The 16,402-nt window shown below is 37.8% G+C and carries 19 protein-coding genes; 6 read left to right on the forward strand and 13 right to left on the reverse strand.

Features of this window, described 5'->3' with window-relative positions; translation table 11 throughout:
• Positions 1-52: 52 nt before the first annotated feature.
• Entirely contained in the window at positions 53-1,060 is a 1,008-nt protein-coding gene (locus ACY8D0_RS15545) for a D-ribose ABC transporter substrate-binding protein (RefSeq protein ID WP_462411440.1), read from the reverse strand.
• Positions 1,061-1,637: 577 nt separating this feature from the next.
• On the opposite strand from ACY8D0_RS15545, the gene ACY8D0_RS15550 reads away from it, so the two are divergent.
• Both ACY8D0_RS15550 and rbsK read left to right on the forward strand, forming a co-directional pair.
• Complete coding sequence (locus ACY8D0_RS15550) at positions 1,638-2,702, forward strand: LacI family DNA-binding transcriptional regulator (RefSeq protein WP_462411441.1); 1,065 nt, start codon at positions 1,638-1,640, stop codon at positions 2,700-2,702.
• A gap of 36 nt (positions 2,703-2,738) precedes the next feature.
• Complete coding sequence (gene rbsK, locus ACY8D0_RS15555) at positions 2,739-3,656, forward strand: ribokinase (RefSeq protein WP_462411442.1); 918 nt, start codon at positions 2,739-2,741, stop codon at positions 3,654-3,656.
• A gap of 138 nt (positions 3,657-3,794) precedes the next feature.
• Here the strand turns inward: rbsK and ACY8D0_RS15560 are convergent, their stop codons facing one another.
• Positions 3,795-4,037, reverse strand: coding sequence for a hypothetical protein (locus tag ACY8D0_RS15560; RefSeq protein ID WP_462411443.1), 243 nt, complete (start codon positions 4,035-4,037; stop codon positions 3,795-3,797).
• A 544-nt stretch (positions 4,038-4,581) separates the two neighbouring features.
• Here ACY8D0_RS15560 and ACY8D0_RS15565 point away from each other — a divergent pair.
• Positions 4,582-5,721 carry an IS110 family RNA-guided transposase gene (locus tag ACY8D0_RS15565; RefSeq protein WP_462411444.1) on the forward strand — a complete coding sequence of 380 codons (1,140 nt, stop codon included), beginning with the start codon at positions 4,582-4,584 and terminating at the stop codon, positions 5,719-5,721.
• Between the two features lie 194 nt (positions 5,722-5,915).
• On the opposite strand, the gene ACY8D0_RS15570 is transcribed toward ACY8D0_RS15565, so the two are convergent.
• The 5 genes from ACY8D0_RS15570 to ACY8D0_RS15590 all read right to left on the reverse strand — a co-directional run bounded on the left by ACY8D0_RS15570 (position 5,916) and on the right by ACY8D0_RS15590 (position 9,802).
• Positions 5,916-6,902, reverse strand: a complete 987-nt coding sequence (locus tag ACY8D0_RS15570) for a hypothetical protein (protein WP_462411445.1) — start codon at positions 6,900-6,902, stop codon at positions 5,916-5,918.
• A gap of 71 nt (positions 6,903-6,973) precedes the next feature.
• Positions 6,974-7,750 (reverse strand): hypothetical protein, encoded by a 777-nt coding sequence (locus ACY8D0_RS15575; RefSeq protein WP_462411446.1) that lies wholly within the window; start codon positions 7,748-7,750, stop codon positions 6,974-6,976.
• An 18-nt stretch (positions 7,751-7,768) separates the two neighbouring features.
• Complete coding sequence (locus ACY8D0_RS15580) at positions 7,769-8,296, reverse strand: hypothetical protein (protein ID WP_462411447.1); 528 nt, start codon at positions 8,294-8,296, stop codon at positions 7,769-7,771.
• A 189-nt stretch (positions 8,297-8,485) separates the two neighbouring features.
• Entirely contained in the window at positions 8,486-9,034 is a 549-nt protein-coding gene (locus tag ACY8D0_RS15585) for a hypothetical protein (RefSeq protein ID WP_462411448.1), read from the reverse strand.
• 21 nt (positions 9,035-9,055) lie between these two features.
• Positions 9,056-9,802: a nuclease-related domain-containing protein gene (locus ACY8D0_RS15590; RefSeq protein ID WP_462411449.1), complete on the reverse strand. Its 747-nt coding sequence runs from the start codon at positions 9,800-9,802 to the stop codon at positions 9,056-9,058.
• Positions 9,803-9,940: 138 nt separating this feature from the next.
• On the opposite strand from ACY8D0_RS15590, the gene ACY8D0_RS15595 reads away from it, so the two are divergent.
• On the forward strand, positions 9,941-10,381 hold the full coding sequence (locus ACY8D0_RS15595; RefSeq protein ID WP_462411450.1) for a hypothetical protein: 441 nt from the start codon (positions 9,941-9,943) through the stop codon (positions 10,379-10,381).
• A 204-nt stretch (positions 10,382-10,585) separates the two neighbouring features.
• Here the strand turns inward: ACY8D0_RS15595 and ACY8D0_RS15600 are convergent, their stop codons facing one another.
• The 6 genes from ACY8D0_RS15600 to ACY8D0_RS15625 all read right to left on the reverse strand — a co-directional run bounded on the left by ACY8D0_RS15600 (position 10,586) and on the right by ACY8D0_RS15625 (position 15,311).
• Positions 10,586-11,635, reverse strand: a complete 1,050-nt coding sequence (locus tag ACY8D0_RS15600; RefSeq protein ID WP_462411451.1) for a glycoside hydrolase family 25 domain-containing protein — start codon at positions 11,633-11,635, stop codon at positions 10,586-10,588.
• A gap of 14 nt (positions 11,636-11,649) precedes the next feature.
• The gene (locus ACY8D0_RS15605) at positions 11,650-12,558 is read right to left on the reverse strand and encodes a hypothetical protein (protein WP_462411452.1); all 909 of its coding nucleotides are present in this window, start codon (positions 12,556-12,558) and stop codon (positions 11,650-11,652) included.
• Positions 12,559-13,260: 702 nt separating this feature from the next.
• Complete coding sequence (locus ACY8D0_RS15610) at positions 13,261-14,130, reverse strand: 50S ribosomal protein L11 methyltransferase (protein ID WP_462411453.1); 870 nt, start codon at positions 14,128-14,130, stop codon at positions 13,261-13,263.
• 370 nt (positions 14,131-14,500) lie between these two features.
• Entirely contained in the window at positions 14,501-14,710 is a 210-nt protein-coding gene (locus ACY8D0_RS15615) for a hypothetical protein (protein WP_462411454.1), read from the reverse strand.
• A gap of 42 nt (positions 14,711-14,752) precedes the next feature.
• Complete coding sequence (locus ACY8D0_RS15620) at positions 14,753-14,902, reverse strand: DUF3934 family protein (RefSeq protein WP_462411455.1); 150 nt, start codon at positions 14,900-14,902, stop codon at positions 14,753-14,755.
• A gap of 208 nt (positions 14,903-15,110) precedes the next feature.
• Positions 15,111-15,311 (reverse strand): cold-shock protein, encoded by a 201-nt coding sequence (locus ACY8D0_RS15625; protein ID WP_159862181.1) that lies wholly within the window; start codon positions 15,309-15,311, stop codon positions 15,111-15,113.
• A gap of 255 nt (positions 15,312-15,566) precedes the next feature.
• Here ACY8D0_RS15625 and ACY8D0_RS15630 point away from each other — a divergent pair, with 255 nt between their 5' ends.
• Positions 15,567-15,881, forward strand: coding sequence for an ArsR/SmtB family transcription factor (locus tag ACY8D0_RS15630; protein WP_462411456.1), 315 nt, complete (start codon positions 15,567-15,569; stop codon positions 15,879-15,881).
• Between the two features lie 85 nt (positions 15,882-15,966).
• On the forward strand, positions 15,967-16,395 hold the full coding sequence (locus ACY8D0_RS15635) for a DMT family transporter (protein WP_462411457.1): 429 nt from the start codon (positions 15,967-15,969) through the stop codon (positions 16,393-16,395).
• Positions 16,396-16,402: the final 7 nt, after the last annotated feature.

Raw genomic sequence — 16,402 nt, forward strand, 5'->3', positions numbered from 1 at the left:
GACCCTTTAGCTTTTCGGTAAAGGGTCTTTTGGATGATATGACTATAGAAATCTATTTGCTTAGAGCAAAGTTGTTAAGCTTATCGGCATTGTCTTTTGTAATCAGCACACAGTCGATTAATTGTTTTTCATCCTCACCGGTTTTACCGTCTTTTAAATATTTATCAGCTTGAGTGACAGCAAGTTGTGCGATATCAAAAGCAGGCTGTAATCCGGTAGCCTTAATTTCTCCTGCTTTAATGGAATCCCTTACATCATTGCTTCCATCGAACCCTGCCACAATCACGTTCGTTTTTCCTGCGGCTTTTAAGGCAGCCATAGCCCCCATTGCCATTGTGTCATTACCTGCAATCACACCATTAATATCAGGATTTGCTTGAATAATAGATTCCATTTTTGAGAAAGCTTCGGTTTGACTCCAGTTGGCGCTCTGGCTAGCTACCATTTCCATATTCGGATACTGGTCAATCACTCCATGAAATCCAGTCGAACGAACATTGGCATTCGTATCTGATTCTTTACCAAGCAGCTCCACATATTTTCCCTTTTCACCCATTTGTTTCACAAATTCCTGGGCAACCAGTTGGGCACCTTGTGAATTGTTAGCCACAATTTGGGAAACGGCAAGGCCCGTTTCATTAATTTCCCTGTCAATCAGGAACGAAGGGATACCGGCGTCTTTTGCCTTTTTAATCGGTGCGATCGATGCATCTGCACCTGCATTATCAAGAATGATAGCCGCTGCCTTTTTAGCTATAGCTGTATCAAATAGTTCATTTTGTTTGTTTGGGTCATCATCGTGGGTGAGTACTAAAGTCTCGTAGCCAAGCTCTTTCGCTTTTGCTTCTGCTGCATCTGCTTCAGTTTTAAAGAATGGATTGTCATGAGATGGTGTAATAATTACTATCAAATTGGAGTTTTTACTTGAAGTGTCCGTATTACCTTTGTTATCGCTTTCATTTTTACTGCTTGATGAAGTTTCTTTCTGAGAGGAACAGCCAACCAGGATCATGCTAAACGCTAAAAAAATCCCTACTAAAAAAATCAAACCTTTTTTCATTTGTACTTCCTCCTTTTTAATAAATCCCCTTCTCCCTAACCATTTGATTCTCATAACCTTATTGAAAACGCCGCTCTAATAAGCTATGATTTTAGGTGTTTATGTAATGGGTTAAAGCGTTTACAATAGGTACTAAAAAAACAGTTAAGCGCTTTTAAAAAACCACCTTTAAGGAAAATAGCCATAAATGATTAGGGCAACATCCTCTTTTCCATCAAATGGTTATGCAGGATATTGGGCCTAATTTTTTTGAATATTCCCATTTGAGTGGTTCCTCGTATGTATATTAGCAACATTTCCAATTTTAGTCAATGAACTTTTTTAGCATTCTACAACTTTATTAATAAATATTTTTACTAGGGATATTTAGAAATCCTAAATATTAGCTAAAATTGGGTCATTTTACTATTTTTACAGCTAGTACAACAAGGAAAAAGCAGTTTGAACAATGAAAATTCAAAATAATTTACTTTTCACCCTACTAAACATAACTAAATTTATTCGCTTTATGTTATAATTAGTCTACTTAATTTGGTAAAAATAACTCTTGATATAAGATTGGCAGGTGTATTTGTTCATGAAAATAGATGATATTGCGAAATTAGCTAATGTTTCTAAATCTGCTGTATCATTAGCCTTAAATGGCAAAAAGGGCGTCAGTAAAGCAACTAGAGATACCATTTTAAAAATTGCTCAGGATCATGGATATATTTCGCGGCCCATTGTAAAGGCCGAACAACTTTTTCAAAATAACTCAAAAATCTTAAGGTTTGTGGCATGTACAAATGCAGGGATTGTCACAGAACAATATGAATCCCTTCCTTTCTTTATGGAACTTATTCGTAATCTGGATAAACATACGGGAGATAGCGGATATTCCTTAATGGTTTCTTCCATTAATATCGAAGAACTTGAAAATGAGATTAATCGTATTGAGCAAGAACATAAATCAACAGGAATTTTATTATTAGGGACTAACCTGACACCGGAACATATTAACCTAGTATCAAAGATTCAACCCAATTTAGTTGTCCTAGATACCTGTTATGACCACTTGGATGTGAATTTTATTGTCATGAATAATGTCCAAGGTGCCTACAAAGCGGGAAAACATTTAGTCGAACTTGGACACACCGATATCGGCTATGTAGAATCTAATACAAGAATGTATAATTTCAATAAAAGAAAGGAAGGTTTTTTCCAAGCTTTAGAGGAACATAATATTAGCGTTGCTGACCATAACCTTTTTTCGCTCTCCCCTACTTTTGTTACGAAGCAAGAAGAGTTGATTGAAAAAATAAGTTCACGGATCGACTCTCTGCCAAGTGCTCTGTTTTGCGAGTGTGATTATATGGCCATCAGTGTGATTAAGTCCTTATCCGCTTTGGGAATAAAAGTACCAGAAGATATTTCGGTGGTGGGATTTGACGATATTCTAGAAGCACAAGTGATTACTCCCGAATTAACAACCATACAGGTTAAGAAGGATCGAATTGCTTCACTTGCCGTTAGAACCCTCATTAATCAGATTGAAGAAAATGATTATGATCAAATAAAACTGATGGTGGATACGGAATTAATCATTAGGGATTCTTCCATGTGTGCAGTAAATAAAGCGCTTTCTACACTAATAACCAAATAAGCTTCACTTCAGGCTAATAAAAAGAGGGGAAATTCTATGAATCTACTCGTTGTAGGGAGTATAAACATGGATATCGTAAACTATGTCCATACCTATCCTTCTCCAGGACAAACGATAAATAGTACGAATACGCTTTATTATCCAGGCGGCAAGGGCGCCAACCAAGCAGTGGCTGCCTCTTTGTCAGGGGCCAATGTAAAAATGGTAGGTGCCATTGGAACGGATGTATTCGCCAAAGAATTAACCACTTCCTTGAATAGCTTTCGGGTTCAAACTGGGACTATAACATGTAAAGAAGGGGCAACTGGAATTGCCTTCATTACTGTAGTCGACCAAGGTGAAAATTCTATCATTCTTTCCAGCGGAGCAAACGGCAAACTGCTGCCGGATGATATTAAAAAACATCAAGAGTTATTTGCTGAAACTAATGCCGTGCTTTTACAAAATGAAATACCATGGGAAACGACGCGGCATGCGATGGAATTAGCCAAACAATCAGGAGCAGTTGTCTTTTTTAATCCTGCTCCCGCCAGAGCATTGCCTGATGACGTCTTGGCTTATATTGATTGGCTTGTTATAAATGAAACAGAAGCCGAAGTGATTTCGGGTCAACCCGTGAACTATCAAAACTCCGCCCTGCATGCAGCGGAATTATTACTAGAAAAGGGAGTTAGAAAGATCGTTATTACGCTGGGAACTAACGGACTGATTTATTTAGATAACCAGGGGCAATTCATCCAAGTCCCCGCTTTTCGTGTTTCTCCAGTTGATACCACAGGGGCTGGAGATACCTTTATAGGAAGTTTGGCTACATCCATAATGGAAGAAAATGATATACAAAAGGCCCTCACATTTGCTTCTGCAGCAGCGGCCATAAGCGTGACTCGTCATGGCGCACAAAATTCGATGCCCAATCGGGAAGAAATCGAACGATTTCTTAAACAACAATCATAGTAAGGCTATTACCCGACGGTTTGGTTTTTACCATCGAATCTATTAATATACTATCTTTTTATGATATGGAAATGATTTCTAGTGGAGACAAAAAACCTTCCTCAATGATGAGAAAGGTTTTTTGTTATTCTCCTTAGGTTAGTTAGGAGGGTTTGCAATATTATCCACCATGTTCGTTAACATAGGAAGTTCGTTGTCTGCAATATAATCATATGATGCAACAACACCATCTAATGTTGCACCATTATCTCCTTCTGCCAAGGAAGAGTCTTTTGCTTGCGCTTTTCCAATAAATTCCCTCGCTGCATGTAGGTGATCCATAGCCAATTTTACCCTGCGATTAGATTCTTCCAGATACGCTTTTGCTGCTGGATTTGCCATAATATTCTCCCTCCTTTCATTTTAGGATACTCTTATTTTTATGTATATTTATTAACAATTGATTGGACAAGCGTTGAAAAAGTAAGCCTATTTTTCTCCTCTATCGAAAAAACATTCCAATGTGTTGTAGCTGTTACTGTATATAAGCCCCCCTTTAACTTCATAAAGACAATTCTGGATTATAATTTCCTCCAATCATAATCTCGTAAAGTACTAATTTACTATCACGTTTGGTTGTCGTCTTCAAGAAAAATCACATTTATTATTCATATTCCCGGGGTGTCTTGATTGCACAAAAAACAATCATGATTTAACACTCCCAACCCAGGCATGAAAATAGTTCTTCACTGACCATAATGATAGTGACACAAACAGTATGTTATACGTGGCTCTTTTTGGTGGCTCGACCCTGTACAAAAAACTGTTTGAGTGAGCTTGGTGTTCAACCCTTTGTTAGCTTCGTTGGAGGGATGACTACGTACAGAAAAATGCTTATGTTCAATCTCACTCACTGTTTGTGATCCTATTTAAGAAGGGGATTTTTATGGAGGTATTTATTGAAAGGTGTGCTGGTTTGGACGTTCATTCGGAAATGATTGTGGCTTGTGTCATGACTGGAAATCAAAATGAAGAATTATTCAAGGAGATTGAGACATTTCCTACTTTAACAAAGGATTTATATCGTCTCTTAAAATGGCTTGAAAACCATGAGGTTTCCCATATTGCAATGGAGAGTACCGGAGTATATTGGAAGCCTGTATTCAATATTTTAGAAGGCTTTTTTGATATAACACTGGCTAACGCACAACGTATCAAGAATGTTCCAGGTAGGAAAACAGATGTATCGGATGCAGAATGGATTGCTAAATTATTACGACATGGTTTAATCGAAAAGAGTTTTGTTCCACCAGTCGATCTTCGAGAGCTTCGTGATTTAACTAGACTTAGAAAGAAATGGATTGGTCACTTAACTTCTGAAAAGAATCGAATTCAAAAGGTATTGGAGTGTTCGAATGTAAAATTAAGCACGGTCATTTCTGATGTGTTTGGCGTTTCAGGAAGAAAACTTCTTGAACGACTTATAGAACAAGGATATGTGGACGCCTCCGATGTAGAAGAAAGAATTCACGGCAGAATGGCGATGAAAAAGCAGAGGATTACGGATTCTTTGTTTGGCACACTAAATGATCATCAGCGTTTTCTAATCCGTCAATCCTGGTCGCATATTGAATACTTAGAAAAGCTTATTAAAGAAATTGAAGATCGAGTCGATATCATATTACAAAACTACCAAGACGAACTCCAGTTACTTACAACGATACCCGGCATTAAAAAAGATACTGCAGCGATCATTATTGCCGAAATTGGTGTAGATATGAGTCAGTTTCCAACACCGCACCACCTAGCTTCTTGGGCTGGTGTTTCACCAGGAAACAAAGAAAGTGCAGGGAAACGGTATAGTACAAAGACTGTAAAGGGAAATCCTCATATTAAATCGGCAATGTGCGAAGCTGCATGGGCTGTTTCAAGGTGTAGGAATCGCTGGTTAGCAACGAAATACTGGTCAATAGCTGCAAGAAGAGGAAAGAAAAAAGCACTCGTAGCTTTATCGCATCGAATGCTTCGAATTATTTACTCCATGCTTATCAACAAGGAGCCATTTAGAGAAATGCAAATTAATTAGTATAACCAAAACCAAATAGATATATACAAAGTTACCCTCCTACAGGTAGCTCTGCTTTCTTATTGGCTTTTTAGGTTATTTACAGGGTTTCCAACCTCGATCAATAGTATACGGGAGCCCCGGAGGATATTTATTTTCACAGAAAAGTGCCAAGCACCTCCAGAAGTGATGGGCACTTGTTTAAAAGTGATAATTTAAAGTTGAGTTTGATTGCTAATTTCCTCCATATACTCTTTACGTATTTCTGACAATGTCTTTCCTGTTTCCTCATGTATGGTAAATGCATAGGTTTCAACGGATGACCAGCCAGTTACTTCTCTTAACCATTGCTGTATCGATTTTTCTTCGTCGTTTATTTTGACATTCCCGTTTTTCATTAATATGGCTGTATCATCATGATTTTTGGCCCGCAAAAGGTCGCCTTCTTTTACCACTCCCCATTCCAACATGGAATCGATTCTTGGCAATTGTCTCCGGATAGTTTGTCTTTTCCGTTTAATTTTTGAGGTCGACGTCTTATCAGAAAGTCCTACATAATAATCTTCATAATGGTCTAATGGCAGAATTTTTTGAGTTTCAATATAAATTTCATCCTTTATTTTGTAAGGAATCAATTTATAACAATACATTTCTACTCCATTACTGTTAAGCCAAGCAACCGCTGACTTTGTTTGGTCATCGAAATCCGAAGCAACCAATATGATTTGCTGCCGTTGATTAAAATCCTCTATGGCAATATTGTTATCTCGGAAGAAAGAGACAATATTCCGATTAGCCAGCTCGGCAATCGTTAACGAGCTATCCCTTTGACTTGATTTATTTCTTTCCAAAAATGGTGCATAGATCTTACTTATTAAATCATCGATGTCTTTTATCGTGGCAAATCCTGCAGCATACCGAATGGCTTGAAATTCAAAAGCTTCTCTTCTGGATTCAATATCTCTTCGGTCACGCTTAATCTCAATTAGTACCAGATCACCATTTTGGTTAAGGCCGACTAAATCACAGATCCCATTACTTGAGTTTCTCACCTGTTGGCCAACAATTAACATCGATTCATCTTCAGCAATTAAATTGGTATTATTCTTGATTAATTCCTCTACATCATGCTCATTCATAGCTAAATCAGAAAAACTGGTAGGCTCAATAGGCAATGCCTCATTGTTCTTTATATAAAACAATTGTCTTCCTCCATCCATTAAGAGGTGTCCGTAATGGCAATTCTTTAAGACACTCGTAATTAAATCATCCCTTATTTTAGCTTTTCCAAATGATGGTCTAAATTACTTTTTCCCCGCTCTAAATTTTCTTCCCGTAAATTAAATTCCATCTTGCGTAACCGGTATGTTTCTTGTGGCGGAACATCTTTTAGTTTTATCTTTTCTTCATTTAAAATCATTAGTAAATCTGCTTCTGACGATAATAGGTCAATATCTATTAAAGACTTCCCGGAATTTTTATAACCCCGAATAGTAAAGACATATTTTTGAAATTCTCCGCTTATGAAAGATGTTTGATAGTTCGCTGGTCGAAAATCAGGGATATCATGTCCATCGGCATTTGGATTATATGAAAATTCATATGCATCACATTCTCTATATTCCAATGTTAAAGGCCTGTTACCTTTACCATTTCGCGCGATGGCAATGATAAAGAAGTACGGCAAATTTAAATAATCCGCTGACCCGCAGTCACCATTACTCGGATTGGCCCAGCCTTCAAACGGTTCATCATACGGATGACTATGATAGGTCCCCAAACAGTTTGAGGTAGAAAATAATTGTTTAGCCGATTGAATGGCTATATCTACCTTGGAATCAGGCATCACCGAAACATCATCCCGCCCGGCTACACTTCCTACAGGAAAGGCATAATCACATTCCATCGATTTTTCTTTTTCTATCCCAAAGATGAGCCCGTGTGCCTCAGAGTGAACCGTTTTCTTATTTTGCGGGAAAAACTGAACTGCATCTAAGATAATCGTAGATAGGACATGGTGAATGAATTCTACTGGTTTTTTATTCCTCATTATATAGTGACTCCTTCTTTAACTTATCTCATAAGTTACCAATTTTGTTAAAACATTCGGTTCTTCTTCTGATATATATACCTCTTTACAAGGAACCCCAAGTAAACGGTCCGCCAAGTACATAAATCGTAATTGCGGTTCACGCAAAACATCTTTTCCTTTTTTGACTTCGGCGAAAAAACATGAGTGGGTATTAAAAACAAATAAATCTAGATTCTCAATTTTATAGCCCTGGTCATAGAAGCTTTTCCCTTTATGGGTAAAAGAATCATATTTTTCATTACCAATCATCAGACGAATCAGCTCATTATACCGTTTATATTTGGACGTCTTGGAAAATAAATCGAATTCATTATTCATGACATAATATCCTAGTGAACGGAAGTATTTCTCTGCCATCCACTCTCCAAAACCGTACCCATTCGCCACACCATTTCCTTTCCAGGCTAAAGCAAATTCTGGCACTATTTTTGGATCTCGCTCTTTCCAGCGTAGCAATGAATCTTTGTCCGTTGAAATAATCATTTGCTCAATTTCAATCTGCATTACCACTACCCCCTTAAAAAAAACGGGGAACTTCCCATTTATAAAATCATCGGAGCCCCCAGCCGTTTATAGAATTAAAATATACTTTTTGATTCCGCTTGAAACTTCTGGCGCAAAATATGTTTTACTTCACAAAAACTTACGCTTGGTTACCATTTTCGCTTCTTCTCAAATTGACATTTTACGGTGTTATAGATGGGGCAAAGCTTCAATAAACTTGCACCAGTACATGGCATTATCATATTTTTTCCTATATCCCGAACTCTCCCGCTCTACACCATTACTATTTTGAATAATGACTATTTTAATATACGGGTTCTGTAAATCTAACGTTGATATGGATAACTGCATATGTTTCACAACACTAATTCCTTTTTTTCTGCCGGTCGCACCACCAATTATTGCCCCTACTCCTCCTGCAATCATTCCGCCTAAAACTGCTCTCCCTGCGGTACTGGTAATAGATGTACTGAAATTTGTTTCACCGTCTATGTTAAGCTCGCAACCGGTAATCAGGTTAATGGGCACCCCAATTTGTTTTGCAGCTAGTGGTTTATATATCCATAGCATTCTTTTATTTTGGTCAAAAATAATCCTTTTTCCATCCTGAAATGGCTTACTCTCTTTTGTTACCGTGATATTATTGTCTTTTAGGAATTTTTCGTATTCAGCCTTTTTATCAGGTGCAAAATAGCCAATTATAGCAAGAATGATTATGAAGGTAACGATTCCCGACATTGTGTCCTTTCCCCCTTCACCCTATCTTCCGCTTAATCTCTTTGAATAATGACCTTCTCCACCATTTCCCATAACCAATTCCTTTTTCAATTGAACTTGCCTAACATGTGCTTCTTTTACCGAAGCATTGGCATGAGTGTATGGATTTAATTTATAGTAAAGCCGCTCTATTTCCTGATGTGACATCCGTTTTTCATTACTACTAATCTCTTTCTTCATCGCGGGTATTAATGCATCTCTTTTCATAACTTTCACAGTAGGAGAAGTTACGTTAATTTTCTTAAGGGAGCAGCGCTCACTGAAGACAAGATAAGACTTAAACAAGTGATCGTTTTCCGTTCCTAATACGGATTTCAGCGCGGTAATATGGGCCTTACTTTGCCAAACTGGATTGAAAAACTTTTTCTTTTGTTTATTCGGCAATGATTGCGTCCAATTTTTATTTTTCTCATCACCAAAAATCCAGCCGCTGTAGTTCTTGGATTCAAACACATACAAACCTGTTTCATGCAGCATAATTAAATCTACTTCTGTCGTGGTGCCATCTTTTTTGGGCAAATATAAATTGGTCATGAGCCGGTAAGGACCCGGCAGCTTTGCCAGCTTGGTAAAGGTTAAAAATTCACCATAATTTCCGGTATCAAGCACTGTTTTTAAGAAAGAATTGCCACTTGCTTGTTGGTATTCTGATCTTGTAAATAGCCAATATTTCGGGAACAACAAGAAAAACATTCCCAGCAGAAAACACAGTACTAAAATGCCCACCATTAAAGCCATACCTTCCTTTTCGAGGATAAAATATCTATTAATTCGACAAATCTTTCAAAAATCCCTTTATAACATAGGCTGAAACTCCTATAATTTCTCTTAGAACTAGAATATTTTAAAACTAGAGGTTGAAATGATATGAAATCACTGAAAGAAAGAGCGTTAGAATGGCTTACCCACCAATGCGAACATCATGGTATTAATGAACGAGCGAAAGTCTTCCTGAATGTTCCGGTTTATATACAGATAATCGGATTTGCTGACGAGCCTAAAATCTATATACTTCCGACAAATCTCGGTTTGGAATTTGGCTATGAGGCGGTTCAATGGGACGGGCCTATCCCCTCTCCCTATCCAGGTATGTTCAAGAAACATTTTGTAAACTGGGAAACGATTGAATCCATGAATAAGGAAAAGCAGAAACAGACATTGTTTGAACTGTTATTGAAGACGATTAACTTAAGAAAAAGACAATACCGGAAATGCAAATTTTGCGGAGAAAAGGTGGCAATCGAACATCGATTTAATCAAGATACATGCCATGGCTGCGCCACCGAGCAATATGGGGTTGTTTATTAAATAGCTGCGGTAAAATTCAGAAAAAGAATTTATCATATTAATATTTATATACTGCTCCTCAATTCAGAAATATACACCAATCGTTTCAGATGTAATATAAAGAGCAATGCTAAAGCATTGCTCTTTACTCTCGGGTAATGTGGGAAATAACGGAATGATAGAAATCCTTTAAAATAGTAACTTACCCACTTCCCTCATATTTAGTTATGGCAGTTTCCAAGCTACATTATAGTCATCGTATCCGCCATAGTACTGCCAAACTTCTGCCTTTTCATTTGTACCCGGAAAATTATCCCAATCTGGATTGCTCGTTGTTAAATCTGCAGGGATATCGCCTGGGTAATAGGCAAGCCAATATGCCCCTGGAGTGTTTGGAGCAAAGGTACCCATCGTTCGGTCCCAGTTGCCTTTCGACGAATAAGTACCTGGTTTTACACCTTGTCCATATTGATTTAGATAATTTACGAATGAGTTATAAATTGTTTGATTATTGGCATAGTCATAGTCACCCATACCGGTAATCGCCGATTCTACATCAATAAAGATAACAGGTCTGACTTTTTCACCATATACACTTTTCATAGATTCATAGGTTTCTAGTGCCAATTGTGCCTGCTGCACCCCCCAATCGCTTGGAGAAGTCCCTGCTGGCGCATATTGGATTCCGGATAAAAACCAATAACCGTACACATTGCTGGCATTTTGTGCTCTTTCACTACTAAAATAAATCGCACCGCCCGTGTTTTGATCAAATTGTACCCTGTTGCCATACCCTAACTTCCCTATATAAAAATCTTCCCCTTCAGGATTAGCTGACGAAGCGGAATCTGAACCGAATAAATAACTCGCTGTAACGTCCGTTTCAGTCGATTCTGCAGGTGAGGTTTGGGCTGCAGGTGGAGATTGAGAAAAAATGGCCGAGTTTTCTGAAGCATGCATTTTGGCTGTTTCACTGGCATGTGCACTTGCCTGCGAATTCCCGATGCTTCCTTCTGCCTTATCAGGGACCTCAGCATTGACCTCTGCATGAGGCTGAGCAGTAACCTCCAGTTGCTCAGGAACTGCAGGAGTTATTTGTTCGCTGGTTTGTACATTCGGGGTACTATTTGCTTGTACAGCATGAACCGCTTCTCCTTTTGCTTTATCCAGTCCCGCCGCTTCCGTGAAATGGCCTCCTGCCATAAGTCCAAAAGACAGAACTCCGGTTAATACGAAAGATTTCACTAGTTTATATGGTTTAAGGTAATGTTTCATTTCATTTTGCTCCTTTATCGGTAGTTACCATTGGCTAAATTAGCGGTAAACAATAAGATAAAAGGAGCTGCTTTTGGCGGTGGTGATGGCGGGGCATTGATCCATTGATGGCAAAACTTTCTCTGACGAGAAATATAAATCTGGCCAAGGGTAAGACACATATCATCCCCCCAGTGAACCCGATTGGCAATAAAGCTCATTGTGCCTGTCCCAGAACTGAACTGAGCATCGGATTGCCCTCCAAAGGATGTTGTTCGTTGTGGAGGGGTATTGATCATTTCATCGTCCCATGAAATTCTCTTGTCGTTAGACGGCCCCTTGTTTGCTTCCTCTCTATTCGGAAACTGCTGCACGGACAAGGAACTGCTCGTCTTTATGGACTCGGAGGAGTCTCCATCCTCGATAACCTTTTCTAAATTCCCATTCCTATTTGGAGGTTTGTCCATTTTGACTTCAAGATCCGTTTGATTTGAGGTGTTGGGCGCGGAAACCTCCGGAACCTTGTTCTCGACAACATCCGGCTTTGCCGGTTCCATATGTTCTGTATTTTTCACCTTTGCCGCCTGTTCTGCCGATTCATCAGCCATACTTTTCTTTTCCAAAGAAGGTGGTGCCTTTTCATTGCCGGTATTCACCTTATTAGGTAAATTTGAAACAGGCTTATTTGGTATCGATTGTTGATGACTAGGGTTCGCAGCTGGATTCTCCACCACTCCATCTTGACCCTTATGTACGTTTTCATTCGAAACGGGCATTGCTTTTTCCGAAGCGACTGGATTCTTGATTTTCTCTGAAACGAGAGTTTGCACTGGTGAATTTTTTGGTTCCGATGGATTTTCGGCTCCATTTGCTAAAGCATAACTTGGAAAGAATGCTGAAGCACCTAAAAAAATACCCATCAGAATGACATGTCGGAAGTGCATTATTTCACCTCCTTCCAAAAAAAAGTAGCTTAACTTCCAGTGACAACATTCGACATTGACGATAAGTTTTTGTCGGTTCGTCGATTCTTTAGCAAAGAAAGAGTTCTTTTAACCCACGGTGGACTTAAGAGGAATGATTCAAATCTCCTCACACACAGAAAATTGACCCATGTACCCTTGAGGACTTCTAAACTATTAAATTTAGGTGCATTCGAAACGCTTTTTTCAAAGAAGTCAGGGTGTTTTTAACACTCTATAAATGCAAAAAAACACACTAAATAAATGAGATGTTTTCATCAGCAAATAATAACATTGTATTAAAACACATTTCATATATGATGCTAATTTAACAAAAATCGTGAAATATAACCTTCAATAATAGCGGCTACAAAGATAAATGGGGTAATGACAAAGATAAAAGCATAAAAAGTTTCTTTTAATTGCTCACAAAATAATAGAAGGTTTTTTTTATTGCGGCGGTATCTATTAAGATTTTTCCCTGCGATAATTTGATTGATTTTACCATCATAAATGTATGTTGTATGTATTATTAATTATCGTTAATAAAAAGCTATCCCCTGAATGAGGATAGCTAAAGAGAATTATTCTACATTAAAATGATTTAGTTTACATAATATAATTATTATCGTTGTGTGTTCTATTTAGGAAATTTTATGTTCGAAACCATTTCAAAAGTCTCCATCACTTTGTGCTAAATAAGCACGTCACCCACTCGTTGCTTCGTTTCCTTTCCATCAGCATAAATCCAGCCTCTTTCAATAAAGTCTCGACACGATGGGAATTCCATTCAAGCATTCCGGATAATAAAAAAGTTGTCCCCTTGCATGCTAATAGTCTTTGGGAGTAAAGGATATCCATATTTTCCTGGGTTCCGATATTCAGAAAGATCCAATCATACTCTTTGTCGATTCGATTTTTATTCTTGATTAAGTCACTTTGGATTACATTGACCGGCTTTACCGCATTTAATCCGCACTGATAGAGAATTTCCCGTTCCACCGGTTGGATGTCATATGTATCAATCCAATTTGCTCCCCTAAGGGCTGCCGCGACACTTAAGACCCCTGAACCAGCCCCAATGTCTGCCACACTCATTCCTGTCAAATCGTGTTCTAATATAAAGTACAAACAATCTCTTGTGGTTTCATGATAGCCTGTACCAAAATTCCCTTGGGAGTCCAGGACAATCCGCTTTTCTTTATCGTACTGGTTCTTTCTCTCCGGTGTCGTAATGACCCAGCCATTTTCAAGGAAAATATCATCAAATGTTTGCTGGTAATTCAGCTCATTTATTTCCTTAATCATCAGACTAGCTTCATCAATGGCTAATATGTCTAATAACGTGCGTTGTTCTTTTGCTTCGATATAATCATTCAGATAGATATTAAGTTCTGTCGTTTCATTTCTCTTCTCCACAAACGCATAGCCGTTGGCATCGGTCACTACATCTAACGGTACCTCGTAATAGGTCTGGTAATAGCCTTTTTGATATAAATGAGTGATAAGTCTGTCGATTTTTTTACTTGGAAGTCTTACCGTAATTTCATACATCGCCATTTCCCCTAGCGGTTGGCCTCATCGAGGAGGAGATCACGCCAACACCATCATACTTTTTATCATTATCGCCAGTTGATTTTGAATGGAAACGGCTTCTATTGAAAAAATTAGTTCATTCTGATTATGTCACATTATCTGTTCACCCTTGCCATCTTCTTTACCAATGTACGCCAAGGGATTTACCACAACCATTGAATAAAAAGCTTAAGAAATGATAAAAAGCCAAAATATGCATTTGAATGAATAAAATACTGCATACTTTGGCTTCGTTGAAATTTAAAGTTGCTCTACTAACACACCCATATTAGGAAGGATTCCCCTTCGATAATAGTGTATCCGGCACTTTGTTTATTTGCTATACATTTTAGCGGGACGCTTTTGGCGGTTGACACACGTCACATTTACGTTGATGATTATTTTTAAATTTCGTAAAGGTTTTCTCAAAATTGTTCCCACATGAACATTTAAATAGTAACTTTTGCGAAAAACCGTGATATTCAGTGGTTAGCAACGTACTTTCCGAATTGTTCTCAACAAATTCTTTAATTTTACCGATTGTCCATCGTTTATTCATTCTCTTACACCTCGATACTTAATAAATCTGTCATCACTATTGTTAGCGATCATTTTCACCATCCGCTTTTTTTGTTCCTTTACTAACATAGGGTTTGGCACTCTTTAATTTGTTGGCACTAGCTTGCCACCGATTCCAACCCTTCTTGCCTGTTCCTCTGCCTGTTCCGCCCTTACTCTTAGCTTTACTCATATAATCCCCCCATTATTTTCTAGGTTGAGTATCTATCTTTATAGTTTTAGTCATTTTACACGGCTACTAACCAAGCTATGGCAATAAATAAAATCATATTTACTGTTTTCATGTACCCTAGTCATTTTAGAATGAAATTATTTGTTTTTCTAGGAAAAATAAATAACAGACTCTCTAAAAAAGAGTCTGTCCAAGTTTGGCATCTTCATTAAGCTTTACGAACGTTAGCTGCTTGTGCTCCACGTTGACCTTGCTCAACATCAAAAGTCACTTCTTGACCTTCTTCTAAGGTTTTGTACCCTTCGCCTTGGATCGCTGAGAAATGAACGAATACGTCTTCTCCACCTTCGCGTTCGATGAATCCGAAGCCTTTTTCGCTGTTAAACCATTTTACCTTACCATTTTCCATGCTTGTTGCCTCCTAGTGTGCTAAGCACACTCAATGTATTACTATTCCTGCTCTTTAGTGATCATCAAGACGAAAAGTTTTTACTCATACGATCCTTTACTCCGAACAAAAATAATTCTTCTTTAAAATAGCATTTTTTAAAATTATTTGCAAGGCACCCTCATTCTTTTACTATTGCCCCTTTAACTTAATTATTTTTCACATACCTTAGAAACTAAAATTGACATATCTAAAAATCTCGATATAATTGAAACTATGGAACTGATTGATGTATTTAAGGCGTTATCAAATGAAACAAGACTTAATATTTTAAAGTGGTTGAAGGAACCAGAGAAACATTTCCCTAAACAAGGCGCTCATCTACCAAAGGAGGTCAGTATCAAAGGGGGAGTATGTGTAGGGGATATTCAGGAAAAAGCTAAAGCTTCTCAATCTACCGTTTCTCAATACTTAAATATGATGCAAAAAGCAGGACTGTTGGAATCTGTTCGTTATGGACAATGGACCTATTATAGGCGAAACGAAGAATTCATTTCTCAGTTAGCTGAATATTTTAAAACGGAAATCTAAGTAGATTGTAGATTTCTGTTTTTTTCACGCCTTATATCGATTATTCTAGATATTTAATTATAAGAATGAAGGAGATTATCATTTAATGCGTTACTTATCATATATCTTAGCAGTTTTAGCAGGATCAGCGCTTAGCTTTGAAGGCGCCATATACGGTCAACTTGGAAAAACAATTGGACAGCTAGAAACCAGTTTTTATAACTTCTTTATGGGATCGATAATCATGGGATTATTATGGATATTCTTTGGGAAAGGTAAACTTTCCTATGCGGTTGAAGCACCTAAATGGTCACTACTCGGAGGTGTTTTAGGGGTTGTATATTTAACAGCTATCGTTATTAGCGTTCCTTTTGTTGGTGTTGGAATATCAATGGTTGCAGTCATTATTGGTCAATTGGTCATGAGTATGGTTATAGAACATTATGGTTGGCTTGGTAGTAAGCAAATAAGAATCAATAAAGAAAAAGTATTTGCAGTTATTTCAATGATGATTGCACTTCTATTAATTAACTAGGGGGTCT

The organism is Neobacillus camarae (assembly GCF_054950115.1).

What these genes read in the sequence shown, in the direction of transcription:
- ACY8D0_RS15625 (WP_159862181.1), bottom strand. Translation starts at nt 15,311, where the DNA reads ATGGAAAATGGTAAGGTAAAATGGTTTAACAGCGAAAAAGGCTTCGGA.
- ACY8D0_RS15635 (WP_462411457.1), top strand. Translation starts at nt 15,967, where the DNA reads ATGCGTTACTTATCATATATCTTAGCAGTTTTAGCAGGATCAGCGCTT.
- ACY8D0_RS15585 (WP_462411448.1), bottom strand. Translation starts at nt 9,034, where the DNA reads ATGTCGGGAATCGTTACCTTCATAATCATTCTTGCTATAATTGGCTAT.
- ACY8D0_RS15630 (WP_462411456.1), top strand. Translation starts at nt 15,567, where the DNA reads ATGGAACTGATTGATGTATTTAAGGCGTTATCAAATGAAACAAGACTT.
- ACY8D0_RS15605 (WP_462411452.1), bottom strand. Translation starts at nt 12,558, where the DNA reads ATGCACTTCCGACATGTCATTCTGATGGGTATTTTTTTAGGTGCTTCA.
- ACY8D0_RS15590 (WP_462411449.1), bottom strand. Translation starts at nt 9,802, where the DNA reads ATGGTGGGCATTTTAGTACTGTGTTTTCTGCTGGGAATGTTTTTCTTG.
- rbsK (WP_462411442.1), top strand. Translation starts at nt 2,739, where the DNA reads ATGAATCTACTCGTTGTAGGGAGTATAAACATGGATATCGTAAACTAT.
- ACY8D0_RS15560 (WP_462411443.1), bottom strand. Translation starts at nt 4,037, where the DNA reads ATGGCAAATCCAGCAGCAAAAGCGTATCTGGAAGAATCTAATCGCAGG.
- ACY8D0_RS15545 (WP_462411440.1), bottom strand. Translation starts at nt 1,060, where the DNA reads ATGAAAAAAGGTTTGATTTTTTTAGTAGGGATTTTTTTAGCGTTTAGC.
- ACY8D0_RS15565 (WP_462411444.1), top strand. Translation starts at nt 4,582, where the DNA reads ATGGAGGTATTTATTGAAAGGTGTGCTGGTTTGGACGTTCATTCGGAA.
- ACY8D0_RS15610 (WP_462411453.1), bottom strand. Translation starts at nt 14,130, where the DNA reads ATGTATGAAATTACGGTAAGACTTCCAAGTAAAAAAATCGACAGACTT.
- ACY8D0_RS15615 (WP_462411454.1), bottom strand. Translation starts at nt 14,710, where the DNA reads ATGAATAAACGATGGACAATCGGTAAAATTAAAGAATTTGTTGAGAAC.
- ACY8D0_RS15595 (WP_462411450.1), top strand. Translation starts at nt 9,941, where the DNA reads ATGAAATCACTGAAAGAAAGAGCGTTAGAATGGCTTACCCACCAATGC.
- ACY8D0_RS15600 (WP_462411451.1), bottom strand. Translation starts at nt 11,635, where the DNA reads ATGAAACATTACCTTAAACCATATAAACTAGTGAAATCTTTCGTATTA.
- ACY8D0_RS15550 (WP_462411441.1), top strand. Translation starts at nt 1,638, where the DNA reads ATGAAAATAGATGATATTGCGAAATTAGCTAATGTTTCTAAATCTGCT.
- ACY8D0_RS15580 (WP_462411447.1), bottom strand. Translation starts at nt 8,296, where the DNA reads ATGCAGATTGAAATTGAGCAAATGATTATTTCAACGGACAAAGATTCA.
- ACY8D0_RS15620 (WP_462411455.1), bottom strand. Translation starts at nt 14,902, where the DNA reads ATGAGTAAAGCTAAGAGTAAGGGCGGAACAGGCAGAGGAACAGGCAAG.
- ACY8D0_RS15575 (WP_462411446.1), bottom strand. Translation starts at nt 7,750, where the DNA reads ATGAGGAATAAAAAACCAGTAGAATTCATTCACCATGTCCTATCTACG.